General features: G+C 57.0%; 17 protein-coding genes. 7 read left to right on the top strand and 10 right to left on the bottom strand.

What is annotated here, in order from left to right; all coding sequences use genetic code 11:
* Positions 1-500 precede the first annotated feature (500 nt).
* Positions 501-2180: a SulP family inorganic anion transporter gene (locus tag ACZ889_RS16810; RefSeq protein WP_180688141.1), complete on the top strand. Its 1680-nt coding sequence runs from the start codon at positions 501-503 to the stop codon at positions 2178-2180.
* Positions 2181-2206: 26 nt separating this feature from the next.
* Here ACZ889_RS16810 and ACZ889_RS16815 read toward each other — a convergent pair whose 3' ends face one another.
* Positions 2207-2650 carry a potassium channel family protein gene (locus ACZ889_RS16815; RefSeq protein WP_180688140.1) on the bottom strand — a complete coding sequence of 148 codons (444 nt, stop codon included), beginning with the start codon at positions 2648-2650 and terminating at the stop codon, positions 2207-2209.
* Between the two features lie 391 nt (positions 2651-3041).
* Positions 3042-3950, bottom strand: coding sequence for a LysR family transcriptional regulator (locus ACZ889_RS16820; protein WP_019751499.1), 909 nt, complete (start codon positions 3948-3950; stop codon positions 3042-3044).
* Between the two features lie 103 nt (positions 3951-4053).
* Here ACZ889_RS16820 and ACZ889_RS16825 point away from each other — a divergent pair, with 103 nt between their 5' ends.
* The gene (locus ACZ889_RS16825) at positions 4054-4806 is read left to right on the top strand and encodes an SDR family NAD(P)-dependent oxidoreductase (RefSeq protein ID WP_060538616.1); all 753 of its coding nucleotides are present in this window, start codon (positions 4054-4056) and stop codon (positions 4804-4806) included.
* A 317-nt stretch (positions 4807-5123) separates the two neighbouring features.
* On the opposite strand, the gene ACZ889_RS16830 is transcribed toward ACZ889_RS16825, so the two are convergent.
* From ACZ889_RS16830 to ACZ889_RS16840, 3 genes are all read right to left on the bottom strand, one after another.
* Positions 5124-6560 carry an alanine/glycine:cation symporter family protein gene (locus ACZ889_RS16830; protein ID WP_108078636.1) on the bottom strand — a complete coding sequence of 479 codons (1437 nt, stop codon included), beginning with the start codon at positions 6558-6560 and terminating at the stop codon, positions 5124-5126.
* A gap of 83 nt (positions 6561-6643) precedes the next feature.
* Entirely contained in the window at positions 6644-7453 is an 810-nt protein-coding gene (locus ACZ889_RS16835) for an alpha/beta fold hydrolase (protein WP_047602664.1), read from the bottom strand.
* 90 nt (positions 7454-7543) lie between these two features.
* On the bottom strand, positions 7544-8440 hold the full coding sequence (locus ACZ889_RS16840; protein ID WP_047602665.1) for a LysR family transcriptional regulator: 897 nt from the start codon (positions 8438-8440) through the stop codon (positions 7544-7546).
* Between the two features lie 107 nt (positions 8441-8547).
* Here ACZ889_RS16840 and ACZ889_RS16845 point away from each other — a divergent pair, with 107 nt between their 5' ends.
* From ACZ889_RS16845 to ACZ889_RS16860, 4 genes are read left to right on the top strand one after another with little or no spacing between them, the layout of a single operon-like run.
* Positions 8548-9210, top strand: a complete 663-nt coding sequence (locus ACZ889_RS16845) for an RraA family protein (protein ID WP_180688137.1) — start codon at positions 8548-8550, stop codon at positions 9208-9210.
* A 1-nt stretch (position 9211) separates the two neighbouring features.
* Positions 9212-9877 (top strand): RraA family protein, encoded by a 666-nt coding sequence (locus tag ACZ889_RS16850; RefSeq protein ID WP_180688136.1) that lies wholly within the window; start codon positions 9212-9214, stop codon positions 9875-9877.
* Positions 9874-10503: an RraA family protein gene (locus ACZ889_RS16855; protein ID WP_180688135.1), complete on the top strand. Its 630-nt coding sequence runs from the start codon at positions 9874-9876 to the stop codon at positions 10501-10503. Before ACZ889_RS16850 ends, ACZ889_RS16855 begins: the two co-directional genes overlap by 4 nt.
* Entirely contained in the window at positions 10500-11708 is a 1209-nt protein-coding gene (locus ACZ889_RS16860) for a pyridoxal phosphate-dependent aminotransferase (protein ID WP_476257593.1), read from the top strand. The genes ACZ889_RS16855 and ACZ889_RS16860 overlap by 4 nt, the downstream gene beginning before the upstream one ends.
* A gap of 207 nt (positions 11709-11915) precedes the next feature.
* Here ACZ889_RS16860 and ACZ889_RS16865 read toward each other — a convergent pair whose 3' ends face one another.
* From ACZ889_RS16865 to ACZ889_RS16885, 5 genes are read right to left on the bottom strand one after another with little or no spacing between them, the layout of a single operon-like run.
* A complete protein-coding gene (locus ACZ889_RS16865; protein ID WP_257645088.1) occupies positions 11916-13214 on the bottom strand; it encodes a dicarboxylate/amino acid:cation symporter in 1299 nt (432 codons plus the stop codon).
* A gap of 37 nt (positions 13215-13251) precedes the next feature.
* Positions 13252-14193: a D-2-hydroxyacid dehydrogenase gene (locus ACZ889_RS16870; protein WP_047602671.1), complete on the bottom strand. Its 942-nt coding sequence runs from the start codon at positions 14191-14193 to the stop codon at positions 13252-13254.
* A gap of 14 nt (positions 14194-14207) precedes the next feature.
* Positions 14208-14597: a VOC family protein gene (locus ACZ889_RS16875; protein WP_180688133.1), complete on the bottom strand. Its 390-nt coding sequence runs from the start codon at positions 14595-14597 to the stop codon at positions 14208-14210.
* Entirely contained in the window at positions 14594-15559 is a 966-nt protein-coding gene (locus ACZ889_RS16880; protein WP_476257594.1) for a hydroxymethylglutaryl-CoA lyase, read from the bottom strand. Before ACZ889_RS16880 ends, ACZ889_RS16875 begins: the two co-directional genes overlap by 4 nt.
* A 17-nt stretch (positions 15560-15576) precedes the next feature.
* A complete protein-coding gene (locus ACZ889_RS16885; RefSeq protein WP_047602674.1) occupies positions 15577-16767 on the bottom strand; it encodes a CaiB/BaiF CoA transferase family protein in 1191 nt (396 codons plus the stop codon).
* Positions 16768-16880: 113 nt separating this feature from the next.
* On the opposite strand from ACZ889_RS16885, the gene ACZ889_RS16890 reads away from it, so the two are divergent.
* Positions 16881-17780 carry a LysR family transcriptional regulator gene (locus tag ACZ889_RS16890; RefSeq protein ID WP_047602877.1) on the top strand — a complete coding sequence of 300 codons (900 nt, stop codon included), beginning with the start codon at positions 16881-16883 and terminating at the stop codon, positions 17778-17780.
* Positions 17781-17891: the final 111 nt, after the last annotated feature.

Below are 17891 nucleotides of genomic sequence, written 5' to 3' on the forward strand. Positions count from 1 at the left end.
TCACTTGAACAGATGCATAGCCCGTCTCTTGTCACAACGCTAGCACCCGCAGAGGGTGGCACTTCTGACAAAAATCAAGTTGCAGCACGAGGTAACCGTGAGCGCCCTGGATGAGTACAGACCAGAATGACGCATGCGATGGCTATGCGTTTATTGGGGATATTTGATATTTCTCAAGTCTCTAGCACTTATCCGGAAGAAACTTCGATGCATCTGCGGTCAATAAATACTCCGCCTTGGTGGGCAACCCGTAATATTACGAAAATTCTTCGGCGGCGTTACAAGGCTGTCGTTAATAGTCAACAGAATCAAAGCGCCCTTCGGCGTGAAGGTTTTTATTCGTAATCGGCATATCCGAAGAGAGAAAACGTGAAGGTTGGCCGCGAGATTGAGCTGATCAAGGGTGACTTTAAAATGAGCTTACGGGTCAGCTCCGTGTCAGCGCGAATGCCGAGAGTCTTTGCGCGTAACAGGCAATAGAACCCATCAGGAGCGGCCGTGTGAAACTGCATCTGAAAGCCTCAAGCACAGCTCACTCTGACACGGCGTCAATTCGCCTCAACGTCGTTTCAGGGCTCACGGCATCTGCAGTGGTACTACCCAAGGCAATGGCCTACGCGACTGTCGCCGGCTTGCCTGTTGCCGTCGGTTTGTATACGGCTTTCGTCCCAATGTTGATTTACGCATTCCTGGGCACGTCGCGAGTGCTTAGCGTCAGCTCCTCCGCCACGCTGGCGATTCTGGCCGGTGCGCAGATCGGTCTGGCGGTGCCCGATGGTGACCCCGGGAAGCTGATCACGGCCACGGCAACACTGACCGCAATGGTGGGCACCATGCTGCTGTTGGCGCGGCTGATACGCCTGGGTTTTCTGGCGAACTTCATTTCCTCCCCGGTGTTGAGCGGCTTCAAAGCAGGTGTCGGCCTTGTGATCGTGTTGGATCAGGTACCAAAACTTCTCGGCATCCACATCGCCAAACAGGGCTTTTTTCTCGATATCCTCAACATTGTGCATCACGTACCCGGGAGCTCTCTGATCACGATCGTGGTCGCTGCTGCGGCGTTCCTGATCCTCATCGCAATGGAACGCCTGTGGCCACATTCGCCAGCACCGCTTGTTGTGGTGGCAGGCAGTATCGCCGCCTCGTGGTACTTCGGCCTGCAGGCGCTCGGCGTTTCGACTGTCGGCTTGATTCCAGCAGGGTTACCCCCAATCACACTGCCCGATCTCACATTGGTTGAACAAATGATACCGGGTGCGCTCGGGATCGCGCTGATGAGCTTTACCGAAACGATTGCCGCAGGTCGTGCCTTTGTCCGGCCAGGCGATCCCCCGATCAATGCGAACCGCGAGTTGGTCGCTACCGGCCTGGGTAACCTCGGGGGCGCACTGCTGGGCGCGATGCCCGCCGGTGGAGGTACTTCGCAGACGGCGGTTGTCCGTGCCACCGGGGGCCACTCTCAAGCGGTCTCGATTGTCACTGCCGGCATGGCTTTCGCCACGATGCTGCTGCTTTCGGGGCTTCTCGGGTATCTGCCTCACGCCACATTGGCCGCCATCGTCATCTACTACTCGGTCGGGCTGATTCAACCACGAGAATTCCTGGCTATTCGCAAGGTGCGCCCTATGGAGTTCCACTGGGCGCTCGTAGCGACGTTTGGTGTGCTGTTGTTTGGCACGCTGCAGGGCATCACGGTGGCAATCGTCATATCGTTGGTCAGTCTGGCCTATCAGACTGCTCGTCCGCATGTGTACGTCCTGGGTCGCAAGCGCGGTACCGACGTGCTTCGGCCTTTATCGGAGGACCACCCAGATGATGAGACTTTCCCGGGGCTGCTGATCGTGCGGCCGGAGGGACGTCTGTTTTTCCTTAACGCGGACTATGTCAAGGAGCAGGTCATAGCGCTGGAAGCGCAGTACCATCCACATGTGGTGGTCTGGGACATGAGTGCCGTTCCCGACATCGAATACTCGGCACTGCAAGCTCTGATTGAAGGCGAAAAACACTTGGGCGAACTCGGTGCCAGTCTCTGGCTGGCGGGGTTGAACCCTGGTGTACTTGAAATGGTACGGCGTGCTGGGTTCGACGAAAAACTCGGGAGCGAGCGTATGCTGTTCAACGCTCATGCTGCGATCCTGCACTATCAGGATCAGGACGCCACGCTGTTGACGGCGTCGTAGTCATGAAGTCCTGGTAACGCAATACTTCAGGGGTTTTCGCCGCGGTCCTTGTCGGCATGGGTCATTTGGTAGATATGATTGACCTCGGCGAAAAACACACCCGTGGATAAGCCGCACATGATGATACCCGTCAACCCTTCAATCAGCCCGAATAGGCGCCAGGGTTTCACCAGCACCACGTCACCGTAGCCGATGGTCGCGTAGGTCACTCCAGAGAAGTAAAGCGCCGTTTCGAAATCAGGCAGAGATCCTTGCCACACATAGAATGTCGCCCAAATCGAGACGGCGATCAAATGCAGCATGATCATGTAGCAGACAACCCAAACCAACCGCGCGCTGATGGCGCCTAGTTGCCGTAGGGGAACATTGTTTCTGCGGGACAGAAACTTTAGCATCAAGGCCAGACCGACGGCATGCACAACCACAGTGATGGCTGCCAGCCCCCACGCGAAAAAGATGCTTGAATACATCAGTGCTCCTTCCGGGTTTCCGCGTGACGGTTGCCATCATTGCCCCTTCTTTTCTCGCGCGCTCCCAAGGGAGGTTCTTCGGCTGTTTAGTGGGGGCCAAACTGTGTTTCTCGAGGTCGAGCTTCTGTGTACGCTCCGATGTCCTTTGGTAAAGAGTCTCGACGAATGTAGGTAGACGGACTTGATAAATATCAAGCACCTCCCTCGAGCTCGCGCGGGCGGGGTTTACGTACAAACTGTCCTGATGCGGGGCATTGATATTTGTCGGTAGGAAAACGGGATTGAAATCCACGTCATTCCGCCGCTGTGGGTGAAAACTTCAGGAGGGCCAGGAGGTAAGACGCCATGTCCTCCCGCGACTAACATACTCCCTGCGCCAGTTTGGCGCTGATTACCTCCAGGCTGGGCTTGAAAGGTGCTCCGCGAAGAAGTCGGAAAGGGCCTGAACTTTTCTCGGCCGTGCACGGGCTGATGGCGTCACGAAATACAGACCGCCCTGCGTCATGCGCCACTCAGGCAAGATGTGCTGTAGACGTCCATCGGCGAGATATTCGGCGGCGATGAACTCCGGAAGCTCAGCGATTGCAACCCCCGCCAGCAAAGGTGCGACTAATGCATCCGAGTTGGTGACGCGCAGGGGACCGCGCGGGGCCACATCTTGCTCGCTGCCATTATCGTGAGTGAAACGCCACACCTGGCTCCGTGCTCGATAGGCGTAGCTCATACACGCATGAGCGGCCAAGTCGCGGGGATGAGATGGATGGCCACGCCGGGCCAGATATGACGGGGCTGCTACGAGGAATTGGGTTACAGAACAAATTCGGCGAGCCACCAGGGAGGAATCGGGGAGGGCTGCGATCCGCAATGCCGCATCGAAACCATCGGCCACCAGGTCAACTGTCGAATCAGATAGGTGTAGATCAAGCTCTAGCTCTGGATAGAGCGTCAGCAACGCTGGGAGTAACGGCGCGACCCAGCGCAAGCCGAACGACATGGGCACAGCCAGCCGCACCAACCCGCGTGGTTGTACCGACAGCTCTTGGGCTTCGCTTTCCATTTCTTCAGCCTGGCGATACAACGCACTGGCCTGGTCAACCATACGTTGACCAAACTCGGTCACAGAGAGTTGACGTGACGTTCGGTTGAACAAGCGACCACCCAGGCGCTCCTCCAAGCGCGCAACCGCCCGCGATACCGTGGGAACCGACACACCCATTGCCCTGGCGGCGGCCGCGTAAGAGCCTTCCTCCGCCACCTTGGCGAACATGGCAAGCCCTTCAAAATCCGGAATTCTTGACATTTCAATTCTGCAATGATGACTTTCAAATGATTCTATTTTGAAATTCTCTAGAGGTCGATACGCTTCTCCCACACCAAATCGCAATCTCGACGGGAGAAACACCATGAGCAAGAAACTGGAAGGTAAAGTCGCACTGGTCACTGGCGGAAGCACTGGCATCGGTTTGGCCACCGCCAAACGCTTCGCTGAAGAGGGCGCTCACGTCTACATCACCGGTCGCCGTCAAGCTGAATTGGACAAGGCGGTGGAACTGGTTGGCAACGCCACCGGTGTTGCCGTCGACTCCACGAAGCTCGAGCAGCTCGATACGTTGTATGCCCGCATTAACCAAAACCATGGTCGGCTCGACGTGCTGTTTGTCAACGCCGGCGGCGGCTCCATGCTGTCTTTGGGTGAGATCACCGAAGCTCATTACGACGATACATTCGATCGCAACGTGAAAGGCGTGTTGTTCACGGTTCAGAAGGCGCTGCCGCTACTGGCGCCGAAAGCGTCGATCATTCTGACCGGCTCCACGGCCGGTAGCTCGGGCACTGCGGCATTCAGTGTGTACTCCGCGTCTAAGGCGGCTGTTCGGGCCTTTGCACGGAGCTGGATTCTGGATTTGAAAGATCGCGCTGTCAGGGTCAACACCCTCAGCCCGGGCGCAACGCGTACGCCCGGCCTGGTCGACCTGGCTGGCCCAGATACAACACAACAGCAAGGCTTGCTCGACTACCTGGCCTCGCAGGTGCCATTGGGGCGGGTGGGTGAGCCCATCGAGATTGCCAATGCAGCCGTGTTCCTTGCCAGTGAAGACTCAAGCTTCGTGAACGGGGCTGAATTGTTCGTAGACGGTGGCCAGGCACAGATCTAAGGAAACATTTGTTGCTGTTGTTGACTGCGCATGGGGTAGCAGGTATCCCGCAGATACTCTTGGGAATGGACACCGACTTCGACAATCAAGTGGCAAGCCAGTGTGTCCGCAAATAGTTGGCCACGCTGATCGGACAAATCACAAGGGGTTCGTAGAGACCTGTCATGCGGCCCAGGCCCAGATTGATCTCCTCAATACCCCTGATTGTTTCTGAAATTTTTAGCGGTTACGTCGGAGTGCAGATACTCCCCCCGGCAAAGCATACCTGCGAAGCAGGCAACGGGGCCACGTAACGGGCCCCGTCGCCACAGCCGGATTTAGCGGTGGCTAACCACAACCGCTGGGTTATCTAAGGGCGTTGGGGGTTGTTGAGCCCAGATACTCTGGTCGATATTCACATCCTGAAAGGCACTGGCGGTCAGGACGGGTTCGGTAACACCCGCTTTACGTTGCTTGTCGTAGTCTGCGAGCAGCCTGAGGCCAACCTTGCACAGCAGCGTCAGGGCGACCAGGTTTACCAAGGCGGAAAGGGTCATGGTGATGTCGGCAAACGCGAATACGGTTGATAGGTCTTCCATCGAGCCCCAGAGGATGAGTGCTAGCACGACTGCGCGGTAGGCTAGAAGGACCTTGCGGCTTTCACCAAGGATAAACTTCAGGTTGTTCTCGCCGAGGTAGTAGTTGTAGAGGATCGAGGTAAACACGAACAATGCCAGTGCAGCGCTAATGAAAATGCGCCCCCAGTCGCCCACAACCGCAGCGAGTGAGTTCTGGGTCAGAACCAGACCGTCACCGGCAAAGCCGGCGGTGTAGAAGCCGGACAACAGGATCAGCAGAGCAGTGCAGGTACAAATGACGAACGTGTCGAAGAACACGCTAAACGCCTGTACCACACCTTGAGAAATTGGATGCCTGACCTCAGCCACTGCCGCGACATTGGGAGCACTGCCCAGGCCGGCTTCATTGGCGAACACGCCTCGTTTGACTCCCATTACGATGGCGCTGCCAATGAGGCCGCCGAATGCCTGGTCCAGGCCGAAGGCGCTTTTGATGATGGTCAGCAGCATCATTGGCACGTGATCGAACTGCAAAACAATCACGTAGAGCGTTACCGCTACGTAGGCTAGCGTCTTCACCGGTACCAGCAGGTCTGCCACCTTCGCGATACGCTTGATGCCGCCTACAAATACCAGCCCCAGCACGACCGCCAGGACGATGCCCGAATGGGTAGGCTCGATGCCGAAGGCATTTTGCAGGGAGTGGGTTACAGCATGCGATTGCAGACCGTTGAATGAAAAGCCAAAGGTGACGATGAGCAAGATTGCCATCAGTACGCCGAGCCACCGCTTGTTCAACCCGTATTCAATGTAGAAGGACGGTCCGCCGTAGAATTGGCCGCTGGCATCTTTACGCTTGTACAACTGGGCCAAGCTACATTCCATCAGCGTGGTCGCCATGCCAACCAGAGCGGTGACCCACATCCAGAAGACAGCACCCGGACCACCCATTGTTACAGCGACTCCAACGCCGGCAATATTGCCTGCACCTACCCGACCCGCGAGGCTTAACATGAGCGCTTGAAACGAGCTAATTTGCGCTGAACTGCTGGTGAGGCTGTCTTTGAAAACTTTAAACATGTGCAGGAAATACCGAAGCTGCACAAAGCGTGTCTTGAGGGTGAAATAAGTGCCTAGTCCGACGACCAGGACGATGAGCAGCTTTCCCGAAAGAAAACCGTTGATGGCTTCGAGCATGGCGCAACCTCATTGTTATTTTTACTGGGGGAGTGCGAGCTTCACGCGGCCGACTCAGCCGCGTGTTTAAAGATATGATTCGCTCAGGCGCGGTCTTGCAAAGCCTTGATGTGCTTCCACATCAGGGCGGGATTCGAATACATCGGGAAATGACCGCAATCAGGGATGCACGCCAGTTCCACGCCTTGTGCTGCGATATGGTCAAGGTACGACAGGTGTGAGTTGGTGACTCCATACATGTATTGGCGCGGGAAGGGCAGTGCGAGGAACTTGTCCATCAACTTGGCGTTGTCGGACAAATCCACCATGGATTCGAAAATGCCACGCACCGCGCCGGTCCGTACTTTATGCGCAAGGCTGGCCGCATAGAGTGCACTTGCAGGATCCGAAGCCAGCCGAGTGCGATCGATAAAGTCACGGAAGAAGCCCACGTCGTCATCACGGTTATGATCATGGATCTGTCGACTGAGGAAGCAATCCTCAGGTGCAATATTGCCTTCGATATCAACGAAACTTTTAACGCGATCAGGCTCCTCGTGAGCCAATACCAAGCCGGTAAGTCCCCCCATGGAATGGCCTACCAGATGGAACTTGTCGATTCCGAAATGCGTGAGCACGGCTTGCGCGGTTTTCACCAGGAATGCGATGTTGATGCGCGAGAGGTCGGCGCACTCCGTTTCACCGCAGCCTGGCGCATCATAGGCAATGAAGGGGTGTCCTTCGAAAGACGCCTGCAGCGTGATATCGGCGTAATCCTCTTTGGTGGAACCGAAACCGTGAAGGAACAGGATGGGCGTTTTTGGCCCGGTGCGGTGTATCACCGCCACATCGAGCTGTACACCATCGATGTTCAGTGGGACTTTCTCGTACGTGAAGCGAGCTGCATGGGACACGGATACAAACTCCTATAACAGAGTCCCCAATGTTGAACTCGCAAAATGATTTGTAAAATACGAAGCCACGAAGCCTGTCATACGCCTGGCCTATGACAGCAAATCTTTTGCATGGTCGATCATTGCCTCTACCAGCGGATTTTTGTGCTCGTTATGCCAGGCCATGGCCGTGATCACCACTTTCACTTCGGGATGCAGGGGGCGGATAAGGACGTTCTCCGGCGCGAGTTTACCCATAGACGTCGGTACCAATGCGATGCCCTGTCCGCAACTGACAAAGGCGACTTGTGACGATACGGACCGCACCTGGTGGACGATGCGCGGAGCGAAGCCGCTGGCTTTGCACTGCCCAACCAGGTAGTCGAAGTACACAGGACTCACATCCCGTGAAGCCATGACCAGGGTTTCGTCCGCGAGGGCTTGTAGAGAGATTGACTCCTTGGCAGCCAAGGGATGGTCTTTGGGTAGCGCTGCAGCCAGGCTATCTTCGGACAACGGCAAGGATTGAATATGTCGACCGAGATTCCCTTCCAGGCGTGCGAATGCAATGTCGATATCACCCGCCTCCAGTGCGGGTATGGCTTCCGCGCTATCTATCTCCCGAACCGATACCGTAATCAACGGATGGTTCTGTTTGAAGCGCTCGATCAGCGGGGGTAGCACGTCGATCATCGCCGATGTAATGGCTCCGATGGTCACCACGCCGGCATGGCCTGCGACGGCTTCGTGAACCGCCAACTCTAGTCGCTCCAGTTGATCAGCGAATTTCCGGACCGCGGGAAGAATCGCGGCGCCGGCGGCAGTCAGCTGTGCTCCGCGGCGAGAACGGGTAAAAAGTTGAACGCGTAGCGACTGTTCGAGCGCCTGGATCTGCTCGGTCAACGGGGGTTGCGACATACCCAGCCGCTTGGCCGCGCGACTGAAATTTTGGTCTTCTGCCACAGCCAGGAACAGCCAAAGGTGGCGTATCAAGCGAAAGTTGATCACGGCGCTTTTCCATAGGTTTAGGATATAACAAGCTTAGCTTCTTCGTAATATACGTATCAAATCTCGGCGCCGATACTCAAGCCTCACCTACAAGAGGCCTGCAACAGATGAGCTTGAAAGCCCCGCTTGAACGCCTGGCTGCGCTCGATACCAACACAGTGTCGGACGCGCTGGACTTCCTCGAACTGCCTGGCGCCACTAACGGCCTGCTGCCGCTCTGGAACTGCCCCAAAATTGTCGGCCGGGCAAGCACCGTGCAACTGGGGCCCAAGCAAGACGTGGCGCCCACGGTTCACCTTATTACCCCGGTGGTAGAACGAGTCACTACCGACGACCGCGTGCTGGTGATTGCAGGGGGCGTCGACGGTATCTCCAGCTGGGGCGACATCCTGGCCAACGCGGCCCAGCGCAAAGGCATCCGTGGGTCGATCATTGATGGCTTCAGCCGCGACATCCGCGGCAGTGCCGATATCGGTTACCCGGTCTTCGGTCGCGGCGTGACCATGATCAGCGCGCGCAACCGGCTCATCCAGATCGACGCGGCCGTCAAAGTTCGCATGGCTGGTATTGAAGTTGATGAGGGTGACTATGTGATCGCCGACGAATGCGGCACCGTTTTCGTGCCGGCCAATGCCATCGAGGAAGTGCTTGATTTGGCCGAGCGTATTGACCGCCGCCAAGCCGGCATGGTCGACGCTGTCCGTGCCGGTCGCTCGGTCGAAGAAGTCATGCACGACACGCAATTCGAAGCCATCAAGGTGGAGCACTGATATGAGCCTTTCTGATAAAGACCTGGTTACCTTGTTCGAAGGCTTGGATACCCCGGGTGTGTCCGACGCGATGGATAAACTGGGCATTCCGGGCCAGGCCTTCGGTATCTCGCCATTGGCCAACTACAGCCAGGTCGTCGTCGGCCCTGCCTTCACTGTTCAGTACGTCAGCGCGAGCACACCGCCCGGTACTGTCGGTGACTTCATTGATGAAGTAGCACCAGGCGATGTGGTGGTCATCGCCAATGACGGCCGTACCGATTGCACGGTGTGGGGCGACATCATGACCCAGTACGCACTGGCCCGGGGTATAGCCGGCACGGTCATTGACGGTGTCTGCCGCGATGTGAACAAGGCGCTGGGCGAAGGCTACCCACTGTTCAGCAAAGGCCGTTTCATGCGTACCGGTAAGGACCGCGTGGAAGTCGTGGCTGTAAACCAGCCGGTGTCGGTTGGCCAAGCTCGAGTCTGCGCCCGCGACATCGTTGTCGCTGACGCCAACGGTGTCGTCATCGTCCCGCGCAATCGTGCGCAGGAGGTCGCTGAAACGGCACGTCGCATCGAACATGTCGAAGCACAGATCCGCGAACAGATCGCCACTGGCAAGAGCCTCAAAGAAGCTCGTGCCGCCCTCGGATACCACTCCCTGCAGAGCAAACAGCCATGAGCCTTCCACACGATTATCAGAACATTGCAAAGGTCCTCGGTAGTTCCACCCTGTATGAGGCCTCTGGGCTGCCATCTGCAGTCGACCGCGAGATTCGCGCTGTCTGGAAGGGCGCCTTCATCGCCGCCCCCGCTTACCCGCTGCAGTGTTCGCCTGGTGACAACCTGGGCTTGCACTTGGCCGTGGCAAAAGCGCCGCGCGGTAGCGTCTTGGTATGTGATTGCGCCGACTTCATTGCTGGCTACTGGGGTGAAGTGCTCACGGTGGCGGCGGAAGCCGCAGGCATTGTCGGTTTGGTAATCAATGGCGGCGTACGCGACATCGCCGCGCTTGAAGCGCATGGCTTCCCGGTGTTCGCGCGGGGTATATCGGTCAAAGGTACTGTCAAGGCGACTACGCCTTCAGTAGGTAAACCGTTCGACTTCAGCGGTGCACAAGTAAGCGCCGGCGATCTGGTCGTCGCGGACGAGGACGGTGTGATCATCATCCCGGCGGATGCAGTCGAACGCACGCTACGCGAAGGCCAGAAACGTGCGGACAAAGAAGCAGCGTTCATGGCCAAGCTGCGCGAAGGTCACACCACCATGGACCTGATGGGCCTTACTCATCCGGAGGAACACGCGTGAGCCTGGAAACGCTGAACCGTCGCTTGGAGGCTGCCAAGCCTTCGGCAACCTACAAGATCATCGACCGCGTGGCTGCGCGACGCGCAGAAGGGGCGACGATCATTTCGCTTTGCGCGGGTGAGCCTGACTTCGATACGCCGGAGCACATCCGTACCGCAGCCATCAGTGCAATCAACAATGGTCATACTCGTTACACCCAGGTGGCCGGCCTTCGTGCGTTGCGAGAAGCCATCGCACGCAAATACCAGCGTGAAAATGGTCTCGACGTCAGCTGGCAGGACACGCTGGTTTGCAGCGGCGGCAAGCAAGTCATCTTCAATGCCCTGGCCGCAACCCTCAACGAAGGCGACGAAGTTGTGATCCCTGCGCCGTACTGGGTCAGCTATCCAGAAATGGTTGAGCTGTGTGGTGGCGAGTCGCGCATTGTCGCTTGCGGCGCCGAATCGAGCTTCAAGCTGACCCCGCAAGCACTGGCCGAAGCCATCGGCCCGAACACCCGCTGGCTGATCCTGAATTCGCCGTCCAATCCCACAGGCGCTGTGTACGATCGCGACGAACTGCAGGCTCTGGCTGAGGTGTTGCTGGCCCATCCGCAGGTTCTGATTCTCGCTGACGACATCTATGAGCACCTGATTTTCGACAACCGTGACTTCCTCACGCTTGCGCAGGTTGAACCACGTCTGGCTGCACGGACGTTGACCATGAACGGCGTGTCGAAGGCCTATGCCATGACGGGTTGGCGAATCGGGTTTGCTACCGGTCCCCGCTGGCTGCTCGAGGCGATGGAGAAGCTTCAGGGGCAGCAGACCTCAGGTGCCTGTTCCATCTCGCAGCACGCAGCAATCGCTGCCCTCGACGGCCCGAAAGATTTCATCGCCCATAGCCGCGAAGTCTTCCAGCGGCGTCGCGATTTCATGGTCGAGTTGCTCAACCAGGCGCCGGGCATCAGTTGCGAAGTTCCAGGAGGGGCTTTCTACGCTTTCGCCGACTGTTCAGGATTGATCGGCAAACGTTCTCCCGCCGGTTGTGAGTTGGTCAATGATGAGGCAGTGGCCCTGGCCTTGCTGGAGGAGGCCAACGTTGCAGTCGTTCAGGGCAGTGCTTTTGGTCTTTCAGGCTACTTACGCATTGCCTACGCGCTCGATGATGACTCGCTGCGTGCGGCGTGCCAGGCCATCCACCGCTTCTGTGAGGACGCTCGATAGCTAGATAACGACGCTGAAGTAGAGCAGCGGAAGGCTGCACCTCCTCAATTGCATATCTGCGATACAGGTGGTGCAGCCTTTTTGTTTGGCCGCAATCAATGTCCGCTCTGGACGGGGGCTGCGTGGCGGAATATGCCGGAATCCAGATGCTCGCAGCCCTTCAGCTCACCGTGCGTGGCAGCCTGCTGAAGGGCTGAGAGCAAACTGTTAACCCAGCTCGCGTTTGAGTTGTTCTCTGTCCAGCGCGCCATCCCAGCGTGCAACGAATAGTGTGGCGACGCCGTTGCCGATCACATTGATCAAAGCGCCACCTTCCGAAATAAAGCGATAAACCCCAAGTACCAACACCAGTCCGGCAGCGGGAATGACGTCGATTGAACCCAAGGTCGCGGCCAGTGTTATGAATGCACCACCTGTCACACTTGCAGCTCCTTTGGACGTCAGCAGCAGGATTAAAAGCAAGGTCACCTGATGGTAGAGCGACACGTCAATGTCCAACGCCTGGGCGATGAAGATCGCGAGCACCGTCATGTTGATGCAGCTGCCGTCGAGGTTGAAGCAGTAGCCCGATGGTACGACCAGTCCGACAGTGGACTTCTCGCAGCCAAGCCTCTCCAGCTTGCCCATCAGGCGTGGGAGAGCAGACTCCGAGGATGAAGTGCCCAGCACCAGGACCAATTCCTCACGGATATACTTGAGGAATTTCCAGAGGCTGAATCCAGCCAGACGGGCCACGATGTTCAAGACCACGAAGACGAATACCAAGCCCGTGATGTAATAGCACACCAGCAAGTTTACGTAGGCCCCCAGCGACTGGACACCATACTTGCCCACAGTGAATGCCATACCACCAAACGCTCCAAAGGGTGCGAGGTACATGACGATCTTGAGCATCCGGAAGAACGCCTTGGCGATCAGGTCGATGGTGTTCAGCAGCGGTCTCCCGACCTCGCCCAGCAGTTGTAGCCCGAACGCGAACAATACGGAAATGAACAGCACCTGAAGGATGTCACCGTCTGTGAACGCACCGAATACCGTGCTGGGAATGATATGAGTCAGAAATCCCACAACACTCTGGTCATGAGCCGCCTTGGTGTACCCGGCAATCGCTGATGCATCCAGTGTCGCAGAGTCAATGTGCATGCCAACTCCTGGCTTTAGCAGGTTGACACCGATGAGGCCGACGACTAATGCGATGGTGGTCAGCACCTCGAAATACACCAGGGATTTGAAGCCGATCCGCCCGATGCGCTTGAGGTCTTGCATGCTGGCGATCCCGCTGACCACCGTACAGAAGATGATCGGCGCAATGAGCATTTTGATCAGCTTGATGAACGTATCACCCAGCGGTTTCATCTGCTCACCCAGCCCAGGACTGTAATGCCCGAGAATGACACCCAGGACGATGGCGGCCAGCACCTGAACGTACAGATGGTGATAGAACGGTTTGCGACATGGCAAGGCGACGTCAGCGGTTTCTATCGAAGAGCTAATTGTTTTTGTCATGGCTCTACCTATTGGTCTGATTGAATCGATATTGGGTTCAAGTCACCACGTTGATCGGATCACCTTTGGCAAATGCCGTGATGTTCGCGGCAAGTACACTTTTAAGCCGTGCAACGCTGCTCTGGCTCGCCCAGGCCACGTGCGGTGTGATAATCAGATTGGGATGTGTGCAGTGGAGCAGAGGATGATCCGGACGGGGTGGTTCGGCGTAGAGCACGTCCAATGCCGCCCCGCCCAGCTGCCCATTGGCGAGCCCTGCCAGCACGGCGTTTTCGTCGATCAGAGGGCCTCGCGCGGTGTTTATGAGAACTGCACCGGGCTTCATCCGGGCTATCTGCGCAGAGCCAATCAGATACCGGGTTTGCGGTGTCAGCGGGCAATGAAGTGTGAGTGCGTCTGACCGGGCCAGTACCTCGTCGAATTCGGAGTAGCCTTCTCGCACCTTATGGGCGCCGCGGTGCTCGGCGAACAACACATTGATCTCCAGAGCGCGGGCAAGCCGAGCGACGCGACTGCCAATATCGCCACGACCAATGATACCGAGAGTCGAACCTTGCAGATCCTGAATCGGCTCCCCATGAACGCAAAAGTGCGATGACGCTGGCCACTCGGATGCAGAAGCGGCTCTGTAGGCAAGCAGTTGACGGCGCAGCGCAAACAACGAACACATGACGTGCTCGGCAACGCTTACCGCGCTGTATGCCGGAACATTGCACACGGTCACGCCCTGATCGCGGCAGGCTGCAATATCGACGCAGTCATAGCCAGTGGCGGCTACACAGATCAGTTTGAGTTTGGGCAGTTGTTCCAGTGCAAGTCGATCAATGCGCACTTTGTTGGTAATTGCGACGTCTGCCTCGGCCAATGCCTCAACTAACTGATCGAGGGGTGTTTTCTCCCGCTCGCTCCACTCAGTGGCTTCGAGCGGGCGTGCTAATGGGGACGGCAGGCTGGCGCCGTCAAGAAAGACGATATTCATGGCAATGGATCTCTTCAGCGATTGGGTGCGAGAAGCTCGGAGATTTCAATCAGATTCAGGTCGGGATCACGTACATACACCGAGCGAATAGGTCCGGTTGCACCCGTTCTTTGTACGGGTCCATCGGTGATTGGCCAGCCCTCCGACTCCAGGCGCACCATCACGGCATCGAGCCCAATGCTTGTGATAAAGCACAGATCCAGAGCACCTGGCACAGGCAAGTGTGCCTTGGGGTCAAACTCCCGTCCGCGCTCGTGGACGTTGATTTTCTGATTACCGAAACATAGCGCCAACCGACCGCTGCCGAAGGTCTCGGCGCGCATTCCCAGCACCCGGACGTAGAAGTCCCTGCACGCCTGGATGTCGATTGTGGTGAGCACCAGGTGGTCGAGATGATCGATCATTGCGCACGCTCCAATTCGATGTTGGTCATCTGCTTAGTGAGCGTATGCACATGCTCCGGTATCGGATGCAAATCCAGGCGCCTGCCTGCCCTGAGGATCTGGCTGGGCGTATCGTGGCCGATTAAACCTGGAAGGCGCGCTGATGCTGCCAGTACCCGGTGGAGATCCATGCCAGTGTCGTAACCCATCAGTTCGAGCATGTGCACCAGGTCTTCTGTGCAGACGTTGCCGCTCGCTCCCGGCGCGTAGGGGCAGCCACCGAGGCCGCCCAGAGAAGCATCGAAACGGTTAACGCCTGCGGCAAGTGCGGCCAGCGTGTTGGCCAAGGCCATGCCACGGGTATTGTGAAAATGCAGGGTTACTTGCAGGTTGGGAAAGTGTTCAAGCACTTGCCGGGACAACGCTTCAACCTGAGACGGGTAAGCCATGCCAGTGGTGTCGCAGAGCGTCACGCCTCGCACTCCCAGTGCAGCAAAACGTTCAACGAAGCGAAGCACATCAGCGCTCGGGACGTCACCCTGCATTGGGCAACCGAAAACTGTCGACAATGAGACGTTTACTGCCACGGGGCCGGAGCCTATAACGGCAACCACATCCTTGAGTTGGGTAAACGATTGCTCCCGAGTCATTCGCAAGTTTGAGTGGTTGTGCGGTTCGCTGACTGACATCACCAGGTTGGCCTCATCAATGCCACAGCCTAATGCGCGTTCAGCTCCCCTAACGTTCGGCACAAGCACCGTGTACTCGACGCCAGGTTGGCGAGCTATGCCGGCCATGACCGCTTCGGCGTCACGCAGCGCCGGGATGGCCTTGGGCGACGTGAACGACGTGACTTCGATCTTGGCGTAACCACACTGGCTCAACTCATTGATGAGCGAGATCTTATCTTCGGTTTGTATAAAGTTTTTTTCGTTCTGGAAGCCGTCACGGGTCGCAACTTCCTGCATGAACAGGCGTTTCATTTAAGGTACTCCGCTAATCAGATTAGGCCGCGCTGCCGCCATTGCTCAAGGGTGGGAGCATCGATGCCCAAACCGCCGAGAACCGCGTCGGTGTGTTCGCCCAGCCTCGGGGCGGGCGAACGTAATTGCCCGGGCGTTGCTTCGAGTTTGGGGACGATTCCAGGCAAAGTGACCGGCGTACCGTCATCCAGCTCGCTGCGGACCAACATGCCGCGGGCCTGGTAGTGGGGATCGGCAGCGATATCGGCTGCATCGTAGATTTTACCGGAGGGGATGTTGGCTTCTTTCAGCGCAGCAAGTACTTCGTCCAGTGGACGTTCAGCCGTCCAAGTAGAAATCGCAGCATCCAACCTGGCGACATGACGGACACGTCCGTCGTTTTGCTGAAGCTCAGGATCGTTGGCCAGATCGTGCCGATCGATTTTCTCCATCAGACGCTTGAAGATGCTGTCGCCATTACCTGCGATCAGAGCGTACTTTCCGTCTTGGCAACGATAAGCGTTGGTAGGGGCAATCCCCGGAAGGCTACTGCCCGCTGGCTCGCGTACAGTGCCGAACACCGAATGTTCAGGAATCAGACTCTCCATCATGTTGAAGACTGATTCGTAAAGCGCCACGTCCACCTGCTGACCTGTACCCTGGTTTTGCTCCCGGTGACGCAGGGCGAGGAGGACACCGATCACCCCATGCAGCGCCGATAACGAGTCACCCATCGACACGCCAACACGCACAGGCGTGCGCCCTGGCTCACCGGATAGATGACGCAACCCGCCCATTGCTTCACCTATGACTCCAAAGCCTGGAAGATCGCGATAAGGTCCGGTCTGCCCGTAGCCTGATACACGCAACATGATCAGCTTTGGATTGATGCCACTCAGTACATCCCATCCAAGCCCCCATTTTTCGAGGGTTCCCGGACGAAAATTCTCTATGAGGATGTCAGCGTCTTGCATCAGTCGCTTCACGACGTCCTGCGCCTCTGCCTGGCGAAGATCCAGCGTGACGGATTGCTTGTTACGAGACTGGGCGGCCCACCACACAGAAGTGCCATTGTGCAGCAAGCGCCATTTACGCAAAGGGTCGCCCGTCACGGGAGGTTCAATCTTGATGACTTCGGCTCCGAACTCGGCGAGGATTTTTGCAGCGAAAGGCCCAGCGATCAGCTGTCCCATTTCGACGACTTTGATGCCATCCAGCGGTAGGCTCATGACGTTTTCCGTTCTTGTTGGAGGTTCTGCTTGGATCATCTCCCTAAAGCGCCGGCGTGAGAATTTCAAAGTTTTCCATTACACTTTCCAAAATGGAAACGATGGGGCGGTGCGTGCTGAATCTTCTTCAACTCGACCTGGCGTCTCTGAGGCTGCTGGTACTGGCGGCGAACAGCCAGAACCTGACGAAGGCTGCGGATGGCGCGCACATGACCGTATCGGCAGCCAGCAAGCGGCTCGCCGAACTCGAACGCGTCACCGACTGCACCCTGTTCATTCGACTTCCGAGAGGACTGCAGTTAACGCCAGCCGGGAGAGGCCTGGCCGAACATGCTCGGTTAATCCTCGAAGGTGTCGAACGTATGGCACATGATGCCAATGATTTTTCTCATGGCATCCGCGGGCACGTCAGGCTGTTCGCCAATACGTCAGCTGTAATCCAATTCCTTCCCAAGGACCTCAACACTTTCCTTGCGGCGAACCCGCACGTGCGTATCGGCATGGAAGAAGCGCTTAGCGACTCGACGATCCAGGCCGTTGAGGACGGGCGTGCCGATATAGGCATCTTCGCTGACAACGTATTGGCACCCAACCTGGAGGTAAGGCCCTATCGCGCAGACCAATTGGTGCTTTTGGTGCCAAACGATCACCCCTTGGCCGAATTCTCACAGGTGAGCTTTGCTGACACGCTCGATTATGACTACGTCGCGCTGAATCAAGGCAGTTCGCTATTGCGGCGCATTAACGATGCTGCCCATGAGGCGAGAAAACTGTTGAAGGTCAGAATTCAGGTGGCCAGCTTCGATGGCATCTGCCGAATGATCGAAGCTGGGTTGGGTATCGGAATTTTGCCTTTGGAAGCGGTGAGGCACGGGCTTCTTGAGACTACATTGAAAGCTGTCCCGCTTGTGGACGCTTGGGCATCTCGAACTTTATTCGCAGGTGTCGCGGTCAATACGCGACTGTCCCCAGAAGCCGCGAATCTCTTCAACTTCCTGACAAGTCTGGAATAAAGTTGAGCTCCAGCAGGTAGCGGACGCTCATGAATTGACTGCTATCGGGCAGAAACGGCCTTTGCCACCTGCCATGAGAGTTGATGCGTGCGCTGATATATGGAAGGGACC

Source organism: Pseudomonas sp. TE3895, from assembly GCF_056278855.1.